Here is a 26377-nt window from a genome sequence, read left to right as displayed (position 1 = left end):
ATTGTTAAGTTCTTGGCAATTTTTATACCAGAACACCACGAATCCTGAGCGTCTGGGCACAGAATGCCTGTGTCGGCGGCTACGGTCTGTGCGTTAACGAACATTAGAAGCAAGAAAGTGAAAAATATTGCCCTACCGAATCATTTCTCGCATGGCATCTAAAAATGACATCTAAAATCCCTGTATGACTACCGTGTGCTCCCATTCATGGCGCAAAGTGAAATAGCGAACAGAAGCGCAAGCGCCATTGCAATAAATTCAAGCTTCGCGCGCAGCGCCTGCCGCCCGCATCGCGATCCTTCGACTCTTGCAAAGGAAACATCATGAAAATACCTGCCCTGTTGGCCGCCGCCTTGCTCGTCAGCCTGTCCGCCTGTAAAAAACCGGCCGAGGCGCCCCTGCCCGAAACGGCGCCCAATCCCAGTTCCGCGCCACAAGTAATGCCGGCCCCCGTCACGCCAGCCACGCCAGACACAGACCCTGGCAGCACGACGCCGCCTGCGCCGCTGACCGATCCCGCCACGGCGCCCGCCCTGCCACCGGCCACGGCGCCAAAGTAAGCCCGGCAGACGGAGCTATCCATCAGGCGCCCGCGCGGCGCCGCCCCTACTCCACGGGGGAGTTACGCGTTGCCAGCCTGTTTGCAACGCGTTTTTTTACGATTGGAGTCGGCCGCGCCCTGAAGGTTCACCGGCATGCGGCCCCGCCAGCCAACCTCGAAGCGGCCACCGGAAATGCGGCTATCCGCACAGCCTTTCCCCTCGCCGTGCGGAAAAGCGGAATCCCGCCATTTCCCATTTTCAATGGATTCAAATTAAACCTTTATAAACAATCACTTGCAATAAACGCCAAAATACGCTCCACTGGCACGGAAGATGCTTTTATATTTTCATAACCGCCATCAGAGCGGCAGCCTGACCCACTATATAAAACCATCTACCTTTTGGAGACAACAGCATGGCACGCACCTTCCGCATCTCGTCCTTCCTGAACACCAAGGCACTGGCCGTGGCCGTCGCCCTGGCCGCGCAATTCCCGCTGGCCGTCCATGCGGCCGACCTGGTTCGCCTGGGCAACCTGAAATTCGCCCATTACGGCGCCGTCGCCTACATGAAGGAAATCGCGCCGAAATACGATTTGAAAATTGAAGAGCGCATCTTCGCCAAGGGCCTCGACATCGTGCCAGCCATGATCGCCGGCGAAATCGACGTGTCCGCCAGCGCGCTGGAAGCGGCCATCACGGGCCGCGCCACGGGCTTGCCCGTGTACCTGGTGGGCGGCTTCGCCAAGGGCGGCGTGCAGATCGTCGGCCGTCCCGACCTGAACATCAAGGGCATCGCCGACCTGAAAGGCAAGAAAGTCGGCGTCACGCGTGGCGGCCCGCAGGAAATCCTGCTGTTTGCCGAACTGACCAAGGCCAAGCTGACCTGGTCCGACAAGCCGGGCAAGGACGTGCAGATCCTGTACATGGGCTACCCTGACTTGAACCAGGCCTTGCTGACCAAGGACATCGACGTCATGAGCCAGTCCGAGCCATATTCCACCCAGGCGATCCACAAGAAATACGGCGCGGCCATCCTCAAGCCTTACGACACGCCGCTGGGCGAGCCCGTGCGCGCGCTCGTGATGACGGAAAAAATGTACAAGGAAAAGCCGGCCGTGGCCCAGCGCTTCATGGATTGCTTCGTCGCCGCCACGCGCGCCTTCCTGGCCGACCCGAAACTGGCGGAAAAATACGTGCGCGAATCGATGTTCAAGAACCAGATCACCTCCGACGATTACCGCGACGCCATCGACAACGCCATCTTCACGGAAGACATCACGCAAAGCCACGTGCAGCTGACCACCGACTACATGGTGAAATTCGGCGTGGGCCGCATGGCCAAAGCGCCTGCCGCCAAGGATTGGGTCAAGCTGGATCTGCTGGAAAAAGCCAAGAAATCCTACGCACCTCGCTAATCTGAAAGTATCACGATGAATATTCAAATGATGAAACGCTTCGCGCACGGCGCCGCCGTGCCCGTCGCCGTGCTGCTGCTGTGGCAAGCCATGTCGACGTTCGGCTGGATCAACCCGCAAATCCTGCCCTCGCCCGTCGCCGTGGTCGTGAAATGGTATGAATACCTGATCCCCATGGAAGCGTACACGCCCGAAGCGGGCAATTACCTGGTGTGGATGTTCTCCGGCGAACTGCCGCATGACGCCTGGGCCAGCCTGTCGCGCGTGCTGGGCGGCTTTGCCATCGGCGCCGGCCTGGCCTTGCCGCTGGGCCTGCTGATGGGCACCAACAAGACCATCTATAAACTGTTCGATCCGCTGGTGCAGGTGCTGCGCCCGATTCCGCCGATCGCTTACATTCCGCTGGCAATTTTGTGGTTCGGCCTGGGCAACCCGCCCGCCTTCTTCCTGATCAGCATCGGTTCCTTCTTCCCCGTGCTGATGAATACCATCGCCGGCGTACGCCAGGTCGACGGCATCTACATCCGCGCCGCGCGCAACCTGGGCGCCAGCCAGATGACCATGTTCCGCCGCGTCATCCTGCCTGCAGCCACGCCGTATATCCTGGCCGGCGCACGCATCGGCATGGGCACGGCCTTCATCGTCGTGATCGTGGCGGAAATGATCGCCGTGAATAGCGGCCTCGGCTTCCGCATCCTGGAAGCGCGCGAGTACTTCTGGTCCGACAAGATTATCGCTGGCATGTTTACCATCGGTCTGTTCGGCCTGGCCATCGATATGGCCATGAATGCCCTGAATAATCATTTGCTGCAGTGGCACCGCGGCCTGGAACACTGAGAGGAACGGCCATGACCACGATCAATATCAATGCAGTCAATAAAATCTTCACCACGGGCGGCGCGGACGTCATCGCCCTGAAGGATATCAACCTGGAAATCGCCAGCGGCGAGTTCATCTGCCTGCTGGGACCATCCGGCTGCGGCAAGTCGACCCTGCTCAACGCCATCGCCGGCTTTTCGCAGCCGACGTCGGGCCAGATCCTGGCCGGCGGCAAGCTGATCACCGAGCCAGGTCCCGACCGCGGCATGGTGTTCCAGGAATACGCGCTGTTCCCCTGGATGACCATCGAGAGCAATATCGCATTCGGCCTGGAAATCGCCGGCAAGACGCCGGCCGAGATCAAGGAACGAGTCGACATGCTGCTGAGCATGCTGGGCTTGACGGAATTCCGCGCCCGCTACCCGAAAGACTTGTCGGGCGGCATGCGCCAGCGCGTGGCGATTGCCCGCGTGCTGGCCCTCGATTCGCCGATCATGCTGATGGATGAGCCGTTCGGCGCGCTGGACGCCTTGACGCGGCGCAACCTGCAAGATGAATTGCTGAAAATCTGGAAAGTCTTCGGCACCACCATCGTTTTTGTGACGCACTCGATCGAGGAATCGATCTACCTGGCCGACCGCACCATCGTCATGACCTACCGTCCCGGCACCATCAAGCGCGACGTGGCCATCGACCTGCCCCGCCCGCGCGATCCGAGCGACCCCGAGTTCAACCGCTTGAAACGCATGCTGGGCGAGATGGTGATGGAAGAGCAGCAGCGTCATCACAATGCGGAAACCATGGCAAGTACCGCCGATTAGTGGCTGGTAGCGTCTGACCAAACCTACTGCGCGGCGCGCTTTGCGGCCGGCGATGCTCACCGTACTAGAGTACGGTTGCGCTTCTCGGCCACAAATCATCGCCGCTCGCTACGGTTTTGTCAGACGCCGAATATTTGCATGTCATATATAGATCAGGATTCGCCGATTCAAGGCGAATCCCACCGTACACTACAATACCGCCTTGGCGGCCCTCGCGCGCTTAACCCGACACACGGAGCACCATGGCATTCGGCAAACGGACCCTGAGACCCGCGCTCGGCCCCCTGCTGGCCGTGGGATCGCTGGTCGTGCTGACGTGGGCGTCGTATGCCTGGGTCAAGCAGCGCCAGCTCGATGAATTGCACCGCACGCTCGATTCGCGCGCGGAACTGTATGCGGCATCCATCGGCGGCGCCCTCAACAAGTACGAATTCCTGCCCCTGGCCGTGGCCCAGAGCGATGCCGTGGCGCAATTACTGGAACAGCCCAGCGCCGACAAGGTCACGCAGATCAACGCCTACCTGGTCGACATGAACCGCCGCGCGGGCGCCTTTGCCGTCTACGTGCTCGATGACAAGGGCACGACCCTGGCGTCGAGCAACTGGCAAGACCGCAGCTCGTATGTCGGCGTCAACTACGGTTTCCGGCCCTATTTCAAGGATGCGTTCGCGGGCGGCATCGGCCGCTTCTACGGCATCGGCGCCTCGACCTTCGAGGCCGGCTATTTCATTTCGCAACCCGTGCAGCGCAACGGGCGCATCATCGGCATCGTCGCCGCCAAGGTCAACCTGGACTGGATCGAGCAATCGTGGCGCACACCGGGCGCGGGCGAACAGATCTGGGTCAAGGACGCGAATGGCGTGCTGATCCTGGCCACCACACCCGCCTTCAAGTTCAAGACACTGGCCCCGCTGTCGGCGGATGCCAAGAACAACATCAGCGAACAGCGCCAGTTCCTGCAAGAAAACCTGCCCATCTTGCCGCACCGGCTGCGGCGCCAGTTCGCCGATGGCGCCAGCGTGATGACCCTGGAACGTCCGCAGACGGGCGATACGCCCGCCCTGTCCGGCAGCGCAGACTATCTGGCCGTGAACCGCGCCCTGGGCCCGCTGCAATGGCAAATCACCGTGCTGGCCGAACTCGACCAGGTCGACGAGGCGGCGCGCAACGCGGCCATCGCCGCCGCGCTGGGCTGGGCCTTGCTGCTGCTGGCCCTGATGTATGCGCGCCAGCGCCGGCGCCGCATCGCCGACAAGCTCAATGCGCAGCAAACCCTGGCGCGCGCCTATGAACAGCTGGAAATCAAGGTCGAACAGCGCACGGCCGACCTGGTGCACGCGAATGGCCGCCTGCAAGCCGAGGTGGCCGAGCGCGAGCGGGCCGAACAGACCCTGCGCTATGCCCAGGCGGAACTGGTGCAAAGCGGCAAGCTGGCCGCCATCGGCCAGATGGCGGCCGGCGTGACGCACGAACTGAACCAGCCGCTGGCCGCCCTGCAAACGTTTTCCGACAATGCCAAGGTGTTTCTGGCACGCGGGCGCATCGACGATGCGCTCGATAATCTGTCGACCATTTCCGACCTCGTCAAGCGGCTCGGCTATGTGACGTCGCAATTGAAGGGCTTTGCGCGGCGCAGCGACGATGCGCGCAAGCCCGTCAGCGTGCGCCAGGCATTTGCGCAAACCATGCTGCAAATCCGCACGCGCAAGCATTCGCAGCGCCTGACCCTGCATGAAAGCTGGCTTGAGGACGACATCATCGTGCTGTGCAACGCCATCGGCCTGGAACAGGTGTTTACCAACCTGATCACGAATGCCATGGATGCCGTGCCGGAAAGCGAGCCCGTGCAAATCTGGTTCCAGGTGCGCCGCGAAGGCGACCTCGCCGTGCTGCATATCACCGATAATGGCCCCGGCATCCCGCTGGCCTCGCTCGACAAGATTTTCGACCCCTTCTATACCACCAAGGAACACGGGCTGGGCTTGGGATTGTCGATCAGCGCTGGCATACTGCGCGCGGCCGGCAGCGCCTTGGCCGTGCGCAACCGCAGCGCGCAGGAAGGGGGCGGCGCACAATTTACCATCACCCTGAGCTGCGCCCCGGGGGAGAATAAGATAGAGACGAAGGAATAGGGAATGCACGAGAATAATTTTGAAGGCATGCAAGTGCTGCTGGTGGAAGACGATGCCGTCGTGCGCAAGGGCGCCCGGCAATCGCTGGAACTGGCAGGCCTGCAAGTGACGGCCGTGGCCACGGCCGAAGAAGCGCTGCCCTACCTGGTGCCCGAATTTGCCGGCATTTTATTGAGCGATATCAAGCTGCCCGGCATGGATGGCTTGAAACTGCTCGATATCGCCGTGGCGCAGGATGCCAGTCTGCCCGTCATCCTCGTCACGGGCCACGGCGACGTGTCGATGGCCGTGGGCGCCATGCGCCGTGGCGCCTACGATTTCATCGAAAAACCATTTTCCGCCGACTTGCTGGTGGAAGTGTGCCGCCGCGCCCTCGATAAACGCCACCTGGTGCTGGAAAACATGAACTTGCGCCGCCAGCTCGAGCAGCGGGTCGGCATCGAAGCGCGCATCGTGGGCCGCAGCGCGGCCATGGCCAAGGTGCGCCAGCTGGTGCTGAACCTGGCGCCCAAGTCTGCCGACATCATCATCCTGGGCGAAACGGGGACAGGAAAAGAACTCATCGCCCGCTGCCTGCACGACTTCAGCGAACGGCGCGACCACCCTTTCGTGGCGATCAACTGCGGCGCCCTGCCCGAATCGATCTTCGAGTCGGAACTGTTCGGCCACGAGGAAGGGGCATTTACGGGCGCGCAGCGCCAGCGCATCGGCAAGATCGAGTACGCGAACGGCGGCACCCTGTTTCTCGACGAAATCGAAAGCATGCCGCTGGCCCTGCAAGTCAAGCTGCTGCGCGTGCTGCAGGAGCGGCAGGTGGAGCGGCTCGGTTCCAATAAACTGATTTCCGTCAATTTCCGCGTCATCGCCGCCGCCAAGGAAGACTTGAATGTGCTGGCGGAACAGGGCAAATTCCGGCCCGACCTGTATTACCGCCTGAACGTGGCCAGCCTGACCCTGCCTGCCCTGCGCAACCGGCGCGAAGATATCCCCCTGCTGTTCGAATTTTTCGTGCTGCAGGCGGCGCTGCGCTATGGCCAGCCGGCCGCCCTCGTCAGCGGCGAACTGATCGCCTCGCTGATGGCGCAGCGCTGGGCCGGCAATGTGCGCGAGCTGCACAATGTGGCCGACCGCTTCGTGCTGGGCTTGCTTGACGACACCCTCAGCCCGGCCGGCTGCCGCGAAGCGTCGCTGGCCGAGCAAGTCGACACCTTCGAGATTTCCATCATCGAGGAAGCCTTGCGCCGCCACAACGGCAACGTCATCGACGCGGCGGCCAGCCTGAATATCCCGAAGAAAACCCTGTACGACAAGCTCAAGCGCTTCGATATTTCCACCGAGCAGTTCCGCTGAGGCCTGCGCCGCGGCCAGCCATGCACCCACAGCCGCGGGCGGCGCGCTCCTACTTGCCGGCCTGCCCGCGCATGCCAGAATCGTGACTCCACTTCCTGCCAAGAGAAGGAGTTCCCATGAAACCATCCGCATTGATGCTGGCCATCCTGCTGTTCGCTAGTGCAAGCGCCCTGGCACAGGCCCAATCGACGGGCACTGGCAACACCGGTACGTCCGCGCAGCAAAACACATCGCAAGACGACGCGACGACGACGCGCAAGAATGGCAAGAAACAGCACAAGAAATCCGGCAAATCGCGCAGCCACGATACGGGACAATCGACCAGCGCGGGACAACCCACCAGCGGCACCAACTCGGGCGGCGGCGCCCCGGGCAGCGCTGGCCAGTCCGCAGGCAACGCCGCGCGCAGCGGCACGCAAAACATGAACGGCAATACGGGCGGTACAGGCACGTCGGGGACATCGGGGACATCGGGAACTTCCGGCAATACCGGCACCTCTGGCACGTCGGGCAACACGGGCGTGGTACCGCCGCGCCAGCCTGGCCGCTAAACGCCGGCAACGCGGCACGGGATAGCCATGAAGGCGCTGCAGGCCGCGCTGCTGCTGCACGGCCTGCTGGGCGGGGCCGACGTCATCCTCAACCACGAGTTGCTCGTGCGGTTGCCGTCGCGCCCGGGTGCGGCCGCCGAGCAGCGCCTGCACAGCGCCCGCGAAGCCATCTTCGGCCTGCTGTTCCCCTCGCTGGGCCTGTTCAGCTGGCATGGCTGGCTCGCTTGCTGGCCTGTGGCTTTGCTGCTGGCGGAAATACTCGTCTCGCTGCGCGACACCGTGGTCGAAGGCGACACGCGCCGCTTGCCCGTACCCGAACGCATCCTGCACGTCCTGCTATTCATTAACCTGGGCGTGATCGCCACCTTGCTGCTGCAGGCGCTGCCCGGCTGGCTGGCCCTGCCGACGGCCATGCAAGTCCTGCCGCCCGGCGGCCCCGGCCAGTGGCTGGCCGCCATGGGCACCATCTCGCTGGCGTGGTGCGTGCGCGACGGCCTGAGCGCGCGGCGCCTGCGCTTGCGTGCGATCCAGCATGCGTGAACACTGGCAATATGCTCACACACGCATGCGGCATATTCCTACTTGGAAACGGCGGCACGCATGTGACAATCGAGTCTCGACAGCAACTTCCAACTTTCTACACAGGACACGCACCATGAAAACTCCCGCTCTCTTGCTGGCCGCCACCCTGATGACCGTTGGCGGCGCCTGGGTGCAAGCCCAGTCGACGACGAATCTGAACCAGACGGGCAACCACACCAACAATGCCAGGGATCCGGGCCAGCAATCGGATGCCTCCGACAAGCTCGACAACAAAGGCAAGCTGATCCACGACGGCAAGACCAGCAAAACTCGCACGGACAAGCGCACGCGGCGCGGGAAGCCGACAGCCAACCCGGAAAACAAGGCCCACTCCGGCGCGCCAACCGAGCCGCCAGCGTCGACGCCAGCGGTGCCCAGCATCCCCGTCGCCCCCACGAAATAAGTCCAGCGCTGCGCCACGTTGCTTTCAGGCACGCTATCATCGCGCCTTTACAAGATAGCCAGGAAGACAATGAAAGCAGCATGGTGTGGAATGATGGCGGCAGGGGTATTGACGGCCGCGAGCGTACAGGCGGCGCCCACGGTGGGCGAGTGCATGGAACTGACGACGGGTATCAAGTTCAGCAAGAACAATGGCGACGCGCAAGTCAACGTCGAGGAACTGTTCGAAGGCAAGAAACAAAAGGGCACGCAGCTGATCCTCAACGGCGGCGTGCTGCTGGCCACGTCCTACCAGGACATCCGCGATAGCCAGGTATTCCTCACGGGCAACGTCCACTACAATGAAGACGGCACCGTGCGCAGCAAGAACGTTTACACGCCGCAGTCCGCCATCCCCGCCAACATGCGCCCCGGCCAGGAAGTGCGCGTGCAATTCTCGGACACGCAAACGAGCACCCACTACCCGCTGGCGGGCCTGTCAGACAAGATCACGACCTCGACGCGCACGGACGAGCGCAATTTCTCCATCACCTTCCTCGGCTGGGAACGCCTGGAACTGGGCGGCCGCCGCTTCCCCGACGCCTGCAAGTTCGAACTGCATGACGTGGGCGGCAAAAGCAAAGGCAAAAGCGGCGAATACGTGTGGTACGCGCAGGGTTTCGGCGTGATCATGACGGACAAGCTGGACAAGGATGGCGACGTGCAGCCCGCGTATCGGATTGCGCTGACGAAGATCCTCAGCGCGCCATAAGGCGGTTCTCTCTCCGTAATGCTTGCGTAAACGCAATTAAGCCGCCGTCCCGCCCCTCTACACTGTCCTGTCTGGTCAGCATGGAGCGGCGATGGCGTATCCCAAACTTCCCTACACCAGCGGCAAGAGTAGCGCCCTGCTCCATTGCGGCCGCCTCAACGACGCCATCGTGCGCATCCGCCCTGAGTTGCCAGGCAACATCATCGTCATCCATGGCGTGAACGACGTCGGCACCAGTTTTGGCGCCGTGGAAAAAGGACTCTGCCAGGGACTCGATGCGCGCATGTATGGCGGCGGGCACGTGTTCACCCCGGCCACCTACCGCTTGCCGCAGGAGGCCGACAAGCGTGAAGTAATCGCCGATCCGGACGCGGTCTACTTCAAGCGCAAGCATGATGACACGACGTACAGTCCCGTCATCCCGTTTTACTGGGGCTTTCGCGAACGCAGCAACGCCAGCAAAGTGATCAACGGCCAGAACACGGACCGCTATGGCAACCGCCTGGACAAGGATATGTCGAAGAACGGCGGCCCGTTCGGCAATGCCACCAATACCCTGCCCGACATGTGGAACAAGGGATTATTCTCTCCGTACGACGTGGGCGGCGACCCCGTACGCCCTTTGACGACGGCGCCGGGCCGCATGTACATGGTGCTGGCGGCCAAGCGCCTGGCCGCGCTCATCGCCATGATCCGCGATTACGACAGCGACGACGTGGTTTCCATCGTCGCGCACAGCCAGGGCTGCTTGATCTCGCTGCTGGCGCAAGCCTTCCTGCTCGACGAAGGCAAGCGACCCGCCGACACGCTGATCCTCACGCATCCGCCCTACAGCCTGGTGGAAGACACGACCATGTTCTTCGGCGCGGCGGAATCGAGCCGCATCTTTGGCGGCGGCCGGGATGCGGTAATGGAAAGCCAGTACGACGCCATCAACAACCGCCAGACGCTGCATGCGCGCCTGCAAACCCTGGCGCAGATCGTACAAGGCGTGGTGGCAAAAAGGCATGCCACGCCCGCCTTTACACAAATCAAGGATCACACCGTCTGCCATGGGATGGCGGGCGCGGCATGGCGCGCGGAAGCGGACCGCGACAACCGGGGCAAGGTCTACCTGTACTTTTGCCCCGAAGACATGACTGTAGCGCTGGATAATATGCAGGGCATCGGCTGGCAAGGCATACCCGACCACATCGATGGCCATGGCCTGTCCAAAACCAAGGGCAAGACGGACAAAAGCATCTGGGGTGATGGCCCCACCTACTGGCAAAAGGATTTCCAGCGCCGGCAACCGCTAGCGGAACTGGGTAAAGGATTTTACCAGCGTGTCTTTACCAACAAACAGCGCCCCGATGCGGCTGGCAAAAACAATGGGCCGGTGCTGGTAGGCCTGCCGCCGCACGACTTCGCCCTGCGGCTGGAAGGCGAGGACGACCATGCCCACGTGGCCGGCGCCAACCGGGGCCACCGCGGCAACCACGACGAGGCGCCATGGCCGCCCGTCAAACCCAGCAAATGGAATATCTTTTCCACGGAAGCGGGTCGGCGCGAAGGCTTGCGCACGATCAATGGCGAAGCCTTGCGCGTACCCGGGAAAGCCGTGCTCGACGGCGGCGAGATCCGCCCTGGGCAATTCCCGAAGGATTCCGACCAGGCAAGGCTGCCGCGCGACCAGCAAGGACCGTGCGAGGAAGTCGACCCAATCGATGCAGCCATCGCGGTGACCAGCAAGAAAGGTTTGCGCATGCGCAAGCAGGAAATCATTGCCGATCCGCGGCCGCTCAAGCATCGCATTCCCGAGTACGGCGTCGGCATGTTCGGCGCGGGCGAGCGCGATCAAGTGGAAAAAGCCTTGAACCTAGGCAAGGAAGCGGGCGACCAATGCAGGATAGACCGCGTTTCGCGCCATCCGGGTGGTGGCGACAATCTGCTTGTGAATCGCGAAGAAACCCCGAACGAGGCACGCAAGCGCTGGCAAAACGAGGTCAGCCCAAAATCCTTCCACGGGGCCATCATCGGCAACGCGGAAAACCATCGCAACGTGACGGCGTATGACGTGGCCATCGGCGGGGGCAAGGCGAGCAGCGATCCGAGTTTTTATCGGTATTTGTGTGCGGTGGCGGATTGGCGGCTGAAAACAGATGACAAAATACCACGTCCATCCATATTGAAATGGGATACCTTTGCAAAAAATTTCGCAGTCTACTTGTCTGCCGAGCCTGCGGCGCGTAAAGCGATCATCGTAGGTAATGCGCGCTATTACAGTTCGGGAGAACTTCCCGCTTGTATTCCCGCCCTACATGAGGGCCTGCCTTCCACCGTTGTATGTGAAATAGTCAACGGCAGGCGTACTGATTCAGTCGTCACGCCGGTCGTCCATAAAGCCAGCGACGAAATACCAAGATGAAAAGCTTATTCCTCCGCTTGCAATATCCGCTGTATGCAGTCGCCAGCGTACTGGCACTGCTATTGCTTTGGTCATTACTGATCAGCCCATCACCTTTCTTGCTGGAGTCCACGATGAGCAGCAAAGTCTTGAAGTACCTGCATGGGCTGTTGCTGATCCCGCCTCTCGTGGCAGCCACATTGCTAGGCTCACGCTGGCTGCACTCGTCCAAGCCTATGGTCGTCGCAAAGCCGCAAGTGCAGCAGATGGTACCCAGCGAACAGGAAAAGCGGGAATATGTGCTGGAGGTTATCGGTCTCGGCGTCACCCTGGACAAATACCGACAAGGGAAATTGTGGGAAGCCCTGCAAAAGGGAAATGCCTATGCCAGCATCCGCGAACAAGATAAGAAGAAATATCCATGGAGCAGCCTGGACAAAGCAGGCACCAGTGGGGGGCGTGCAGGCGACTCACTCGAAAATGGCGCGCTGAATACGCCAATGTATTTTGCCGTACCCATATTTAACGCCGAAGGCCCCATTGCAGATCCTGCGCTGCAAGATACACCACACTCGCCCATTATGGGTCTGGCAGGCAGCACCGCCTCTTCCGGCATGCACTGGCATCTATTTGTGGCCGGACCACGACGCTTCGAGGAACATCCCGAGCATATTCTAGAAGATGTTTTCGCATTTTTTGACGCCCATCCTGACGTGCCATACATCATCTTGAATTCGCATGATGGCATGGAATCGCGCGATATCAATCGCAGTCCCAACACTCCCGAATTGCTCAAAGATGGCTACTACATCCCCGAAATGCCCGACGCCTCCGCTCTGTTCGTGCTGGCCCGGCGTGAGCGCATCGACGCCGTGCGGAAGTTTGCATATGACGATGCGCCGCCCGAGGACAGCGTCGATGACCTCAACACCTACGGCGTGGCGCGGCGCCTGTATCTGGCCTATGACAAATTGATGCGAGCAGTGCCCCATCCAGACAAAAAAGAAGACCCGAGTGCATTCACCCAGCGTCAGCCCTCAATCGCCGAATGGCTCCCCGTCGCCGCGCAATTCGCGCAGCGCTCCGATATCCGCGGCACGGGCAGCTTCAGCATGCTCGACAGGCTCCAGCACAAGACCTACCAACCGCCCAAAGACTGGCAACCCACGCCCTGGTTTCCCTTGCCCTTCAACAAGGAACAACTGGCGCAGCTGGACCGCCTGCCGACCTTCGGTTTCATCCACCGGCCCACGTTTGTCAGGATAACGGATGAGCACGGCAAGCCCCTGACGCGGCGCGATCAGCGCGAGCAAGCCTTGCAGGCGGGCTGGCAACAAGCCTTGCGCAGCTTGCCGGAAGCCGAGCGCCCCGCTGCCCCGGCGCGTCTGGTCGCCGCCACCGGTGGCAATCAGGCGCAGCTGGTGGCGCTGCACAAGACCTTGCTGAGCCATGCGGAAGATGGCGGCACGGAACTCGACAGCGGCAATACGGCGCAGTGGATCGACACGGACCAGCGCCTGGGCAACACGGGCGCGGCCACCCTGTTCGTGCAGATGGCCATCGCCGTGATGGGCAGCTACCGCGATGGCGGCGTCAGCGCCGTGGTGAACCTGCGCAACCCGGACGAAGCGACCATCGTGCTGGTCAGCCCGCCGTCGGACGAAAAATGCCGCACGCAAAAACACCCGCACGGCGGCGATGTGCTGCGGCACCACGTCACGCCGGCCATCGACCCGGCGAATTATCCGGCGAACTGATCTCAGTGCGCAGCAAGCGGCGCCAAGGCGTTCCCCCGCACCTGGAACGCCACCTTCGCCACCGTCTTGCCAGCATCATCGACGAGGGCCAGCGCGTGCTTGCCCGGCACGGGGCGCCAGCTGATGCTGTCAAGCGCCGCGCCCATGTCCTTGCCATCGAGCACCCAGCGCAAGTCGCGGCTGCCCTGGGCCTGGAAGAATACGCGCTGCAGGGCGGGCGGGATGTCGGGGTCGATGGCGAGGATGCTGTCCTCGGCCGGATACACGATGGCGGGCGGCTTCAAGGTGTCGCCCAAGACGGCGATGACGGGGCTTTCCGTGCCGGTGATAAACCATTCGCGGCGCGGCGCTTCCAGCGCGGGCTGGTACGCCACCATCTGCTGCAGCACGCCGGGCGGCGCTTTCGGGGCATGGCTGGGCACGTTCTTGTGCAGGTAATCCATCACGTCGCGCCACACGGGCGCGGCGCCAGTCACGCCCGACACGTCCCACATGGGCTTGCCATCGAAATTGCCCACCCAGACGCCCACCGTGTAGCGCGCCGAGTAGCCCATGCACCAGTTGTCGCGCATGTCCTTGCTGGTGCCCGTCTTGACGGCGCTCCAGAAATTCGTCCCCAGCTCGTTGCGCAGGCCAAACGTCATGCTGCGCGCGGCGCGGTCGGCCAGGATGTCGCCGACGATGAAGGCGGCGCCCGGCTCCATCACCCGGCGTTTATCCTTGCCAGCCTGCCCCGGCTGCAGGCTGGCGGTGCTGTACAGTCCGCCATTGGCCAGCGCGCGGTAGGCGTTGGCCAGTTCCAGCAAGGTGACTTCCGACGAGCCCAGCGCCAGCGAAGGGCCATAGTATTCGGCCGCTTCCGTCAGGCTCGACAGGCCCACGTCCTTCAGGCGGTTATAAAAGCCGTCCTGCCCCGTCAGCAGCACCGTGCGCACGGCGGGAATGTTCAGCGAGCTGGCCAGGCTGGTGCGGGCGCTGACGTAACCCTTGAAATTGCGGTCGTAGTTTTGCGGCGCATACATGCCGGACGCCGTAGCGACGTCGAGCGGCGAGTCGTCCATGACGGACGCGGCCGTCATCAAGCGGCGCTCGATGGCCAGTTCATACAAGAACGGTTTTAATGTGGAACCGGCCTGGCGCAGAGCCGTCACGCCATCGACGTGGCTGCCGCCCGCATTGCCCACATAAGCGAGGATTTCTCCGCTGCGGTTGTCTAACACGATGATGGCGCCATCGTTGACATTGCGCTCGCGCAAGGACGCCAGTTGCTGGCGCAGATTTTCCTGTGCAAAGCGCTGCAAGGGACCATCGAGCGTGCTGGCGACTTGCGCGCCCGGCTGCTTCAGCAGCTGCTGCGCCACTTGCGGCGCCGGCGCCAGCTCCGCATACAACGCGTTGCGCTGCAGGGCCGTCTGCACGCGCTGGCCGATCAGCTGGCAACTGCTGTCCATGCGCCACTCTTGCGCCAGCGCGCAGGCACGCCGCGTGACGGTGGCAGGCGGCGCGTTCGGCGCCCGCACGAGGCTGGCCAGGATGATGGCGTCCGTCTGGTTCAGTCCGGACGGCGCCTTGCCAAACAGGCTGTACGAGGCGGACGCGATGCCCTGCAGCTCGCCGCGGAACGACACGAGGTTCAAATACGCTTCAAAAATCTGCGCCTTGCTCCAGCTGTCTTCGATGGCCTGGGCGGCGCGCATCTGGTCCCATTTCTGGCGCAGGCTGCGTCCGCCCGAGGACGCCTGCAAATCCGCATCGAGCTGGCCCGCCAGCTGCATGGTGATGGTAGAAGCGCCCCGGGGCTTTTTTGAAAACAGATTGTCCCAGGCGGCCGTGGCCAGCGCGGACACATCCACGCCGCCATGGCGCATGAAGCGCTGGTCTTCCGCCAGCAGCACGGCCTGCTGCACGGCCGGTGAAATATCGACCAGCGGCACCCACGGCAAGCGCCGCACCTTCATGTCCACGCGCAGGGATTGCAGCGGTGTGCCGCTGCGGTCCAGCAATTGTGCTTCCGAACTGCGGTAGGCGGCTTGCACCTGGGCCGGCGTCAAGACCGCCTCGGCGAAGACGGGGCCGGCCAGCAGGCAGCCCATGACAACGATGACACTCCTCACTGCCCCACCTTCACATTCGCGTTCGGCGACTCGCCAAACATCTCGGGCGAATACATGGCCTCGATGCGCGTGGCCGGCAGGCTGAAGTCACCTGCATTGTTCAGGCGCACCGTGTATTCCACGCTCCAGTTACCCTTCGGCACAAAGGCGTAATACGCGCGGAAGGCGTCGAAGGCCCGTTCCTCGAACGTCGGCCAGACCCAGCCCGTGGATTTTTCGCCGGCCGTCAGCAGCTGCGAATCGCGGCCCAGTCCATTGCCCAGCACCGTGGCGCTGGCGGGAATCGGGTCGTCGACCACCACCCAGCTCATGTCCGCCTGCGCCGACAAATCCAGGCGCACGCGGTAGACGTCGCCGCGCGACCAGGCACCCGCCGTCTTCTGTTCCACCGGCGTAATGGTTTTCTTGATCGTGTAACCGCTGGACACGGGCGCCTTGAGCGGGATGGCCGCCAGGCTTTGCACGGTAGCCCAAGGCTTGCCGGTGCCGCTGTGCGCCAGGCCCAGGGTATCCGTGCCCTTCGGCCACGCCTGCAGCACGGGTCCCACTTTCGCCGCGCCATTCCACACGAGCGCTTGCGTATCGCCGCCCAGCTTGACGGCGCTGGCGCCCGTCACGGGCGTGGATTCGAATTTGGCCGAAAACTTGTTGATGGCCAGGGTGCCCCAGGCGTTGGCTACCGTCGTATCCCAGCGGCCCTTCTTCTGGCGGCCCATGCTGCCGCGCACGAGGCGGCCGATGTCGTCTTTCCACGCCGGATTGTCCATCACGGCCAGCAGCAGACGGTTGGCGTTGACGTCGCCCGAGACCATCAGCCACCACCAGTTATCCTTGCGCTCGGTGGAAAAGCCCATGGTCGTGCCCTGGAAATTCAGGCGCGAACGCAATATCTGCTGCGCTTCGGCCAGCAGCGCATCGCGGCGCGCCAGGCTTGGCGTGCGTTGCAGCAACAAGCTCCAGTCGATGACGGCCGAGGTAGGCCACAGGTTCGGGTTGATGCTGATGCTCTCCAGCGCATCGGGCGGCACCTTGTTCGAACGCGACAGTGCTTCCAGCGCAGCAAGTTTACGCACGGCCAGGTCGGTCGTGTCCAGCGCGGAGCGGCGCACGATGCGGCCCTGCACGAAGGCCGTCAAGGCTGCCTCCATGCGGTTTTTCGTCTGCTCGGGAATCGCATAGCCGGCTTCCCGGGTTGCCGACAACACATACGCCGTCAGGCTGTCGCTGCCCTGTTCCATGATGGGGAAGTATTTCAGCATGCCATCGCTGTCCAGGTAGGCGGGCAGGCTGGCGGCCAGCTTGTTCCACGCGTCCTGGTCTTGCAGGGCGATGGCTTTCGACGTGTTTTGCTCGAAGCACGTGTACGGATACGCGGCCATGTACTCGCGCACGCCAGGCAGTTCGCCACCGAGCTTGGCGACAAAGCTGGTCTGGATACCACCCCGGCCCGGCAAGGCGCCGGCCGGCATTTGCACGGACATATTGATGGGCTTGTCGATCTGCTGCAAGGTGGCCTGGTACGTGCGTACGGGCGTGGCCTGGCCCACCTTTTGCGTGATTTTCAGTTTATCGGAGGTGTTGCCAAGCCCGCTGCCCGCTTTCGCGCTGATATCCCACACGACCGTTTGCGCGCCCAGCGGCACCTGATAATCCCACCCCACCTCGCGCGCTTCGCCCGCCGCCAGGCTCAAGCTCTGGCGCGGCAAGGCCTTGCCGGCCGCGCTGGCGTTGAGGTCCACGCTCAAGGACGCGGCCGAGGTGTTGCGCACCGTGAATCCGGCACGCAACTGGTCGCCTTCACGCACGAGCGTCGGCAAGCCCGACATCAAAATCAAGTCTTGCGAGCTGCGGATGTCCGTGCTGCCCGTGCCAAACAATTCCTTGCCGGCGCTGGCGATGGCGACGATGCGGAACGCTGTCAAGGAATCGTTGAGCGGCACTTGCACCGCCGCTTCGCCCTTCGCGTCGAGCTTGACGGTGCCCTTCCAGAACAGCAAGGTGTCGAACAATTCGCGGCTGGCGCCCTTGCCGCCGCCACCGCCGGCCGGGAAGGCCTTGCGGCCAAAGTGACGCTTGCCGATCACCTGCATCTGCGCCGTCGCCGTTTCCACCTGCAGGCTGCGCTGTGCCATCATGGTGTCGAGCAATTTCCAGCTATCGTTGGGCATCAGTTCCAGCAGCCCCGTGTCGACGGCCGCCAGCGCCACTTCTGCGCCGGCCGGCAACGGCTTGCCATCGGCGCGGCGCACGCGCACGGACACTTCCGCCTTGTCCCGCGTTTTATACACTTCCTTGTCGGACACCACCATCACGTTCAGCTCATGCGCCTGCCAACCCACGTTCAGCGGTGCGATGCCCATCTTGTAGGCCGGCTTGCCCAGGTCGACCAGCGCCGTCGGCTGCACGCCATCGACCCTGCCCCGCACGACAAACACGGACACATACACATTCGGTGCGTAGTTCGGTTTGACCGGGATATTCACCACTGGTTCCCGGCCATTGAGCTGGCGCACATAGGTGTCGAGAATGCCTTCGCGCTCGACCGTGATCAAGGCCGTGCCCGCGCGGAACGGCATGCGTACTTGCAAGCTCGCTTCCTGGCCCGGTTCATAGCGTTTCTTTTCCGGCAGCACATCGATACGGTCATTGTCGCTGGCGTTGAACCACCAGTCGCCGCTGCCGGCCACCCACGTTTCGCGGTTGGCGACGGCCGCGTTGCCGGATGCATCCTGCGTGCTGGCGCGCAAGATCAGATTGCCGCTGGCGGGCGCCTTCACGTCGCAGATCAACAAGCCCTTGCCATCCGTCTTGCCCGAGCATGCAGGGCCCAGCTTGACCACTTCGCTGCTGTTTTCATACGCATAGAAGCCGCCGATCAGGCGCCGGCGGTGCGAATAGCTGTTGCGCTGGAAGAAGTCGACGGCGACCGGGGCATTCGCCACGGGCTTGCCATTGGTGCCGAGCACGGCCACCGTGAACTTGAAGGCATCCTTGCTCAAGGCCCATGCATCGGGCTTGATGCCGATCACATAGTTTGACGGCCACAGCGGTACGCGCGTGGCGACCGATGCCGTCTCGCCATTCGCATCCTGGAAAGCCATTTCCGCCACCAGGTCGCGCGGCGTGGACAGCTGCGGCAGCTGGTCGATGACGATGCGCGCGCCGCCCGCCTTGTCCAGGCTCAAGCTTTGCGTGCGCGCGGCCGTGGCGCCGGGGCCACCCGCGCCATGGCCTTCATCCTGCCATTCGCCCTCATCGTCGTCATAGCCCGTGCCTTGTTTCACAAGACCTTCCTTCACGTCGCCATTGCTGAAGCTATAGTCGGGATAGTCGGCAAACGTCACGCTCTTGTCTTGCAGCACCGTGCGCAGCTTGACGGGCGCATTCGTGGCGGCGCCGCCGGCCAGGTAGGTGATTTGTGCATCGAGGGCCAGCTGCTTCGCCTGCACGGCGGGCGCTTTCGGCCCTTGCAGCACGGCTTTCATGGTCGGCACGCGGAACGCTTCGACGCGGAAACTGCCGGAAGGGCGTCCCGCCATGGTGACGCTGTATTCTCCCTGCTTGGCGTCGGCGGGAATGACCCAGTCGCTTTCCGCCGTGCCGCTGGCGGACCAGCGCAGGGGCAATTGATAGTTCTGGTCGCTGCCCTGGTGCGTGATGACAACAGAGGTGGCGCTGCCGGGACCGTTGTTCTTGTCGACCAGGCTCATGCCCTCGCCCGTGTGCTTGCGGATGAAATGCTTCATGTGCACGGTTTCGCCGGCGCGCAGCAAGGTGCGGTCGAATACCGTCGCCAGCAGGGTGTTGTCGGCGCGCGTATCGTCGGTCGGCAAATTGAAACGCCAGGCTTCGATGCCGCCCACCCAGTCCGACAGGGTGAACGTCATGTCGCCGCCGCTGCGCGCACTGATAAAGTAGCGGCCATTGTTCTTGCAGCTGGAATTGGCCAGCTCGCCGGGAATGTGCGCCACGCCGTCCGCCCCCGTGGCGCCTTGCCACAGCAGCTTGCCGGCGCAGTCGCGCACGGCCACTTGCGCTTTCGCAACAGGCGCGCCCTTGTCGAGCGACGTCACCCACACGAGCGACGATTGCGCGCCATGCTTGAAGTGGGCCGCCAGATTCGTCACCAGCGCGGCCGTGCGGATGTAGGCCGTCGTCGGTTTGCCCAGCAACGCCGTGCCGAGGATGGGGCTGGCCAGCTCGACCACGTAAAAGCCCGGTTTTTGCAACGGAATGCCGATCACTTCAAAGGTTTTCTTGCCATCGGGACGCGGCAGGCTGATGGGACGCGTGCCGGAAGCCCCGGCCAGCACGGATTTGCTCATATTGCCCGCATATTGCGCATACGGCTGCCAGTATTCGCCGCCGTCGCCATTGCCGGCCAGGCGCTGCATCCACTCGATGATGAACTTGTCGTCATTGTCGGGCACGCGCAAGGTGGCGCCCGTGGCGGCAGCCGATGGCTGGGCGACTTCCTTGCCCGACAGCACGGGTTCGATATTGCGCACGGTGACGGGCAGCAAGCCGTCGCCCTTGGCTTCGATGATGCCGAACGGGGCCGGGAATTTGAGCAGCGGCGGCTGTTCGCCCGTGCGCACCGTCATGGGAAAGCGCGCGCGGTTGAGCAAGGCGCGGCCCGCGTCATCCGTCAGTTTCGGCGGCAGGCTCAAGACAAAACTGGCTTGCACGGGAAAGGGGCCGTTGAAGGCGGCGCTGTACAGGAACTCGGCCTTTTCTTCCTCTTTTGAAATCGTCGGCGCATACGTCTTGCCGCCGCCCTTCAGGCTCATGGCGCGCACCTGCGCCGCGCTCACGGGCGCGGAAAACTGCACGCGTATGGGCAGGAAGGGGATGCACTGCTCCTTCGGATTGCTGCGCTCGCAGCTGAATTTGGCCGTGAAATCGGGGCGCGTCTTGAACTGCAGCGTTTGCGCCTTGTCCGTGGCGATGCCGCTGGCGCTGGCGATGCCCTCGCCCCACACGAGCGACACCTTGGCGTTGGCGGGGAAGCTGCGCTTGCATTGCAGCACGGTAACGGGCAGCGGCGGCGCGCCCTTGCTGGCGACGGGCATGCCCACTTTCCAGACCGTGCCGCGCTTCTTGAAATACACGGTCAGGTAGCGGTCGAGAAAGCTCTTGCGCAGGGTCAATACCTGCTCCAGCTCCTTGCCTTTAAGCAGGCGCACGGGAATTTTTTCATTGATGCCGTCGGCGCGGCAATACGCGTTCGTGGCCACGCTGGCCTCGTTCGGCGCGGCGTCCAGGCCCAGCACGAAGATCTGGTCCTCATCGATATACGGCTGGCCGTCATACGGTACGGCTTCGACGATGGCCGGGCCGCCCGTGGTAAAACGGTACGATGCCGTGCCCTGCAAGGGCTTGCCGGCCTGGTCCTTCAGGCCAGGCTTCAAGGTGAAGCTGCACGCCACGCCAGCCGGCAAATCGCGCTCGAAATCGTAGTTCCAGTTGCGCTCGTCAGCCCAGCGCCCCGCGCCCGCCACGACGGCGGGTTCAGCCTTGCCGCAATCGATGGCGAATGGCGCGGGCAAGCCCATGTCGCCGAACGGCACCATCGGCGTGGCGAACTGGGCCCGCACCTGGCGCACGGCCTTGACCGTGCCGCTCGGTGAAAACAGGGACACGCCGCTATCGGCCCAGGCCGGCAGAGCCATGCCCAGCGACAGCAACAGACATAGCGGGCCCATTTTGCCAAATGGCGGGGAAGAAACAGCACGGGGGTGGTCAGGCACAGGTGACTCCTTGATGAAAAGTGGCGGAGCTGGCTGCTGCGCGCAAAAGTTGCCCGAGAGAAGCCCGGCAAAGCAAGCGAACGCGGCAGGAATACAACATCAATGTAATATTAGTTATCAAGCTCATCATTGTTGCTAATATACAGTGGCACGCTGGTAACAAGTCGTACGATTGCCTCCAGTCGCGGCGCCAGGATGTGGCCGTGATTGCAAAAGTTTGCCGAGGCGAATTAGTTTTTTTCAACACCAAAGTATTTGTCGTGAATCTGCAACACCATTGATATACCGCAATGCTTTGTGCGCTATCGCACCGACCACTTGAACCTGCAACCGTATTCTCTACTCCAACAGCAGTGCATTTATCGCAAGAAAGCGCACCTGGAATTGCTGTCTATCTCTAGCAATAGCATGTCTGGCAGTTGTCGCATTGATGCAGTAGAGAAAATCTCTTATCAACGTTGGGAGTTACTTGTGAATAATCTAAAAAAAATCGCCGTTGCCGCCGCAGTACTGTGCTCCGCCCTCGGCGCACAGGCCCAGGAAATCAATCCCTCCTGGTACATTCAACCCAGCCTCAACGCACTCAAGCCAGATTCCGACTTCGCCACGGATAAAACCGGCTATGGCGCAGGCTTGCGTTTCGGTAAACCCGTTTCGCCGGACTGGGATATCCAGCTGGGCACCACGTATGCCCGCTCCAAGGATGGCGGTCAGCGCTACCAGCAAAATACGCTGGGCGTAGACGGTCTGTACATGTTCTCGCGCAAAGCCTTCCGCCCCTTCCTGCTCGTTGGTGCCGGCATGCAGCGCGACAAGGACACCAGCTTCGCTTTCGGCGAACGCAGCAAGAGCTCGCCTTACGCCAGTGTCGGTCTGGGCTTCCAGTCCACGATCAACGATCAATTGTCGTTCCAGGCTGACATCCGCAATGTGCACGGTTTCCTGCGCGGCAATACGTTCGACCCAAGCAGCAAGTCCAACAACTACTATGTCACCGTGGGCCTGAACTTCGCGTTCGACAAACCAGCTGCACCGCCGCCACCACCGCCACCGCCGCCAGCGCGTGAAGAAGTCGTCGTGGTCGTGCCGCCACCACCGCCGCCACCGCCAGCACGCTTTGAAAAAGTGACGATGGCGGCAACGGAACTGTTCGCGTTCGACAGCGCCAAGCTGGGCCCGACACAGACCAAGCTCGACGAAATCGCCCGCGTGCTGAACGCCGCACCAGACGTCAACAACGTCGTCATCAGTGGTTATGCCGACCGCATCGGTTCGCCCAAGTACAACCTGAAACTGTCGCAGCAGCGCGCTGATGCAGTCAAGGAATACCTGGTCGGTCATGGTGTCGCCGCCAACCGTCTGACGGCCGAAGGCAAGGGCTCCACCAATCCTGTCGTCACCTGCGACAACAAGAAACGTGCCGACCTGATCAAGTGCCTGGAACCAAACCGCCGCGTTGAAGTGGAACAAATCACCATCGAACGCCGCGTGCAGTAAGCTCAACAGTGGTACGCCACTTGTGAATAAAAAAAGGGGCTCGCGCCCCTTTTTTGCATTGAAAGCCATCATGAATATTTCTACCCGCTATCCCAAGCTGGCCGGCCTGGCGCCGCTCAGCAAGCAGATGCGCAGCGTCATCGTCTGTTCCGTCACCGAATGGCTGGAACACCGCGCCTCAAGCAAGGGCGCCGCCCTCGCCTACTACACCCTGTTTTCCATCGCCCCCATCCTCGTGCTGGTGATTGCCATCGCCGGCTTTTTCTATGGCCCGGCCGCCGCGCGCGGCGAGCTGATGGGACAACTGCAGGGCTTGCTGGGCACGCAGGGCGCCGAAGCCATCCAGCTGGTGCTGGCCGGCGCGAAGAACCATGAACAGGGCCGCATCGCCACCCTCATCGCCAGCGCCCTGCTGCTGTTTGGCGCCACCAGCGTGTTTGCCGAGCTGAAAGCCAGTCTCGATGAAATCTGGCAAGTGCCGCCGCTGAAGGAAGCGGGCGCCTGGGACATGCTGCGCACGCGCTTGCTGTCCTTCGGCCTGGTGCTGGTGCTGGCCTTCCTGCTGATGGTGTCGCTGGTGGTCAATGCGGCCATGGCCATCCTCGCCAACTTCTGGGAAGGCGTGTGGAAGGACACGGCCGTGCTGTTTACCATCCTGTCGAACCTGATCGGATTTGCCGTCATCGCCAGCCTGTTTGCCGTCATCTACAAAATGCTGCCGCGCGTGCGCCTGTCCTGGCGCGACGTGGTGATCGGCGCCGTGGGCACGGCCTTCATGTTTTCATTGGGGAAGTATGCAATTGGCGTGTATATCGGCAATAGCGGCGTGGCCAGCAGCTATGGCGCGGCCGGTTCGCTGGTGGCCCTGCTGCTGTGGGTGTATTACTCGGCACAAATCTTCTTCCTGGGCGCTGAATTCACGCGCCAGTTCGCCCTGCAACTGGGCAGCATGAAGGATATGCCGAAGACGGACGACGGCGATGTGCAAGTCAAGATATTGAAACGCCACCAGTCGTAAGTCATCAGTCTGCATGCAACAACGGCGCCCGCGGGCGCCGTTTTCTTTGCTGTACCGCAGGCTATTCGCCCAGCAGTTCCGCCACCACTTCCATGCCCTGCACGCGCTCGGCCACCACTTTCACGATGACGATGATGGGCACGCCCAGCAGCAAGCCCCAGACGCCCCACAGCCAGCCCCAGAACAGCAGGCTGATGAACACGGCCGTGGGATTCATGCGGGCGATGCGCCCCGTCATCCAGGTGGTGACAAAGGTGCCCACCAGGGTGGCGATGGCCATCGACGTGCCCGTCACCAGCAAGACCATTTCCAGCGATTCGAACTGCAAAAAGGCCACCAGGCCCGTGGCGATGGTGATGAGCAAGGGGCCGAAATACGGCATGATGTGCAGCAAGCCGGCCACGATGGCCCAGGCGCCCGCATTTTCCAGGCCGATCACGCGCAGGGCGATCCACATCAGGACGGCCAGCAAGCCATTCGTGACGAGCAGCATGAACATATAGTTCTGGATCGAGGTATTGATGTCTTCCAGGATGTGCACGGTAACCTTCTTGCGGCTCAGCGACGGCCCCGTCAGCTTGACGAGCTTGCGCTTGAAGGTGTCGCCCGACAGCAGCAGGAAAAACACGAGGAAGATGACCATGGTGGCCTGGCTGAGGAAGCCCACCAGGCCCAGCGAACCAGCCCAGACCCAGTCCATGATCTTGAAATTGGGCGCCTCGGCCGCGGCGGCGCGGCGGTTGTTGCGGCGCGCTTCGGCGCCGGCGGCCACTTGCTCGATTTCATTGGCCACGGCCTGCATCTTCTGGAAGGTGCTGTTCTTGCCGCCCGTATTGGCGGCGATCAGGCGCGACAGCTTATGCGTGGCGGCCGGCAATTCTTCAACGATGGATTCGAATTCGCCCTGCACGCGCTCGACCACGACGAGGGAGCCGAACAGGATCAGGGCCGTGACGGCCGTGGCGCCGATTGCGCGCGGCAGGCGCAGCTTTTCCAGCCAGGCGACGACGGGATTGAGGGTATAGGCAATGAAAATGCCGAAAATGACGGGAATGAGGAATTTCTGTGCCCACTGCAGCGCATAAATGAAGCTGACGGTGGCGATGATGCCCAGCGCCAAGCCGCGCGCATTGACGTGCAGCGGCAAACGCAAGGATGAATCGGGGTGCTCCACAGGCGTGCCGGGAGGTGGCCCGGCAGGCTCGGTGGAGGCAGCCGCCACCGGCTCGGGCGGGGTATCTTTAGGCTGGATATGCATGCGATTCCCGCGACGGTCGGTGGTGGACCACAGGGCCAGCCGTGGGGCTGGCCGCTGCGGCAGGTCATGCCATTACTTGACGCGGATGTCGTTTTTGACCGACTTCACGCCCTTGACGCCACGGGCGACTTCGCCTGCCTTGGAGGCATCCGACGGCTGGGCCACGAAGCCGCTCAGCTGAACCACGCCCTTGAAGGTTTCAACGTTGATTTCCGTCGATTTCAGGGTAGGCTCATTGAAGATGCTGGCTTTCACTTTGGTGGTGATGGCCGCGTCGTCGATGTACTCGCCCGTGCCTTCTTTGGTTGGGGTCGAAGCGCAACCTGCAACGGCGAACAGGGAAGCGATGAAAAGGCCAGTAGCGATAGATTTAGTGAATTTCATGGTTTTTTCCTTAGGAGTGGTCAATCAATGTGCTCACAATGAGCTTCTTATACCAGTGTGGTGACTGCGCGCCGGAGGGAGCTCAGTAGCCAAACTGGGTTTTTGCAGCCTTGATACAGTCATCCTTGGCTGCGCCGGCTAATGCATCGCATTTTTCTGTCGCGACCTTGTACTCGGCTTTTCTTTTTGCTTCACGCGCATCGCTGCGCGCTTCGATGACTTTCTTGTCCGCCTTGGCATCGGCCAGGGCCGCCACCTTGGTGGACTTGGCCAGCTTGACGCAGACATCCTTGTCGTTGCCCGTCAGCGCATCGCAGCGCGTCAGGTCGACGTCGTAGTTCGCATCGGCAATCTTGATGCGCGCCTTGGTGTAGGCACGCAGGGTATTCGTGTATTGCGCCTGGGCCACCGCTTCATCGTAGGCACGCACGGCTTTCGCTTCGGCAACGCAGACATCTTTCGGGTTGCCCGTGATTTTTTCGCACTCGGCATGTGCCAGCTTGTAGTTCAGGCCAGCCTGCTCATTGGCCGCCTTGTAGGCTGCTTTCGCTTCCGGCGTGGCCGCCACGGCCTGACCGCCCCAGGCGGCGCATGCCAGGCTGACGACGATGGCGGTGAAAAGCTTATTCTTGTTCATATTGTGTTTCTCCCTGGTGGTAGCAAGCATGTCTGCTTGGCATGACTACCGTTTTACGTGGATCGCCGCCTCTCTTCTGTACGCTGCCGTACACAAGTAATTTATTTTGAAAGCGGAAGGGATACAGGGATAAATAACAACGTTTTGGTGGATCGCCACGGTAAAAAATACCATTTTTGGCAGCAAATAACTACGTGCGGCAGCGTACA

19 protein-coding genes are annotated in these 26377 nt (G+C 62.2%); 14 read left to right on the top strand and 5 right to left on the bottom strand.

Going from position 1 to position 26377, the window contains the following annotated elements; all coding sequences use genetic code 11:
• The first annotated feature begins 323 nt into the window (after window positions 1-323).
• The 12 genes from P9875_RS10250 to P9875_RS10195 all read left to right on the top strand — a co-directional run bounded on the left by P9875_RS10250 (window position 324) and on the right by P9875_RS10195 (window position 13510).
• Window positions 324-560, top strand: a complete 237-nt coding sequence (locus P9875_RS10250; RefSeq protein WP_278318300.1) for a hypothetical protein — start codon at window positions 324-326, stop codon at window positions 558-560.
• A gap of 397 nt (window positions 561-957) precedes the next feature.
• Complete coding sequence (locus tag P9875_RS10245) at window positions 958-1959, top strand: ABC transporter substrate-binding protein (protein ID WP_035826308.1); 1002 nt, start codon at window positions 958-960, stop codon at window positions 1957-1959.
• A gap of 27 nt (window positions 1960-1986) precedes the next feature.
• Window positions 1987-2796, top strand: a complete 810-nt coding sequence (locus P9875_RS10240) for an ABC transporter permease (protein WP_423221832.1) — start codon at window positions 1987-1989, stop codon at window positions 2794-2796.
• A gap of 11 nt (window positions 2797-2807) precedes the next feature.
• Window positions 2808-3599, top strand: coding sequence for an ABC transporter ATP-binding protein (locus P9875_RS10235; protein ID WP_034786306.1), 792 nt, complete (start codon window positions 2808-2810; stop codon window positions 3597-3599).
• A 242-nt stretch (window positions 3600-3841) separates the two neighbouring features.
• On the top strand, window positions 3842-5731 hold the full coding sequence (locus tag P9875_RS10230; RefSeq protein ID WP_278318298.1) for a sensor histidine kinase: 1890 nt from the start codon (window positions 3842-3844) through the stop codon (window positions 5729-5731).
• Window positions 5732-5734: 3 nt separating this feature from the next.
• Window positions 5735-7081: a sigma-54-dependent transcriptional regulator gene (locus P9875_RS10225; protein WP_034758888.1), complete on the top strand. Its 1347-nt coding sequence runs from the start codon at window positions 5735-5737 to the stop codon at window positions 7079-7081.
• A 116-nt stretch (window positions 7082-7197) separates the two neighbouring features.
• Complete coding sequence (locus P9875_RS10220; RefSeq protein WP_099402592.1) at window positions 7198-7632, top strand: hypothetical protein; 435 nt, start codon at window positions 7198-7200, stop codon at window positions 7630-7632.
• Window positions 7633-7659: 27 nt separating this feature from the next.
• Window positions 7660-8172: a hypothetical protein gene (locus tag P9875_RS10215; RefSeq protein ID WP_278318297.1), complete on the top strand. Its 513-nt coding sequence runs from the start codon at window positions 7660-7662 to the stop codon at window positions 8170-8172.
• A 115-nt stretch (window positions 8173-8287) separates the two neighbouring features.
• Window positions 8288-8617, top strand: coding sequence for a hypothetical protein (locus P9875_RS10210; RefSeq protein WP_278318296.1), 330 nt, complete (start codon window positions 8288-8290; stop codon window positions 8615-8617).
• Between the two features lie 69 nt (window positions 8618-8686).
• Window positions 8687-9367, top strand: coding sequence for a hypothetical protein (locus P9875_RS10205; protein ID WP_278318295.1), 681 nt, complete (start codon window positions 8687-8689; stop codon window positions 9365-9367).
• A 91-nt stretch (window positions 9368-9458) separates the two neighbouring features.
• The gene (locus P9875_RS10200; protein WP_278318294.1) at window positions 9459-11774 is read left to right on the top strand and encodes a T6SS effector phospholipase Tle3 domain-containing protein; all 2316 of its coding nucleotides are present in this window, start codon (window positions 9459-9461) and stop codon (window positions 11772-11774) included.
• Complete coding sequence (locus tag P9875_RS10195; protein WP_278318293.1) at window positions 11771-13510, top strand: type VI lipase adapter Tla3 domain-containing protein; 1740 nt, start codon at window positions 11771-11773, stop codon at window positions 13508-13510. Before P9875_RS10200 ends, P9875_RS10195 begins: the two co-directional genes overlap by 4 nt.
• A 2-nt stretch (window positions 13511-13512) precedes the next feature.
• On the opposite strand, the gene pbpC is transcribed toward P9875_RS10195, so the two are convergent.
• Both pbpC and P9875_RS10185 read right to left on the bottom strand, forming a co-directional pair.
• A complete protein-coding gene (gene pbpC / locus P9875_RS10190) occupies window positions 13513-15603 on the bottom strand; it encodes a penicillin-binding protein 1C (RefSeq protein WP_278318292.1) in 2091 nt (696 codons plus the stop codon).
• Between the two features lie 17 nt (window positions 15604-15620).
• Window positions 15621-21374 (bottom strand): alpha-2-macroglobulin family protein, encoded by a 5754-nt coding sequence (locus P9875_RS10185; RefSeq protein ID WP_278318291.1) that lies wholly within the window; start codon window positions 21372-21374, stop codon window positions 15621-15623.
• A 471-nt stretch (window positions 21375-21845) separates the two neighbouring features.
• On the opposite strand from P9875_RS10185, the gene P9875_RS10180 reads away from it, so the two are divergent.
• Both P9875_RS10180 and P9875_RS10175 read left to right on the top strand, forming a co-directional pair.
• The gene (locus tag P9875_RS10180; protein WP_035826268.1) at window positions 21846-22871 is read left to right on the top strand and encodes an OmpA family protein; all 1026 of its coding nucleotides are present in this window, start codon (window positions 21846-21848) and stop codon (window positions 22869-22871) included.
• 70 nt (window positions 22872-22941) lie between these two features.
• A complete protein-coding gene (locus P9875_RS10175; protein WP_278318290.1) occupies window positions 22942-23889 on the top strand; it encodes a YihY/virulence factor BrkB family protein in 948 nt (315 codons plus the stop codon).
• 61 nt (window positions 23890-23950) lie between these two features.
• Here the strand turns inward: P9875_RS10175 and P9875_RS10170 are convergent, their stop codons facing one another.
• The 3 genes from P9875_RS10170 to P9875_RS10160 all read right to left on the bottom strand — a co-directional run bounded on the left by P9875_RS10170 (window position 23951) and on the right by P9875_RS10160 (window position 26168).
• The gene (locus P9875_RS10170; protein WP_402720674.1) at window positions 23951-25147 is read right to left on the bottom strand and encodes an AI-2E family transporter; all 1197 of its coding nucleotides are present in this window, start codon (window positions 25145-25147) and stop codon (window positions 23951-23953) included.
• 72 nt (window positions 25148-25219) lie between these two features.
• The gene (locus tag P9875_RS10165; RefSeq protein ID WP_035826258.1) at window positions 25220-25531 is read right to left on the bottom strand and encodes a BON domain-containing protein; all 312 of its coding nucleotides are present in this window, start codon (window positions 25529-25531) and stop codon (window positions 25220-25222) included.
• Window positions 25532-25613: 82 nt separating this feature from the next.
• Window positions 25614-26168 carry a hypothetical protein gene (locus tag P9875_RS10160; RefSeq protein WP_035826256.1) on the bottom strand — a complete coding sequence of 185 codons (555 nt, stop codon included), beginning with the start codon at window positions 26166-26168 and terminating at the stop codon, window positions 25614-25616.
• Window positions 26169-26377: the final 209 nt, after the last annotated feature.

The organism is Janthinobacterium rivuli, from assembly GCF_029690045.1.
GTDB classification, from domain to species: Bacteria; Pseudomonadota; Gammaproteobacteria; order Burkholderiales; family Burkholderiaceae_D; genus Janthinobacterium; species Janthinobacterium rivuli.
The sequence above is the reverse complement of the archived record's forward strand: the minus strand, read 5'-3'. Positions and strand labels throughout refer to the sequence as shown.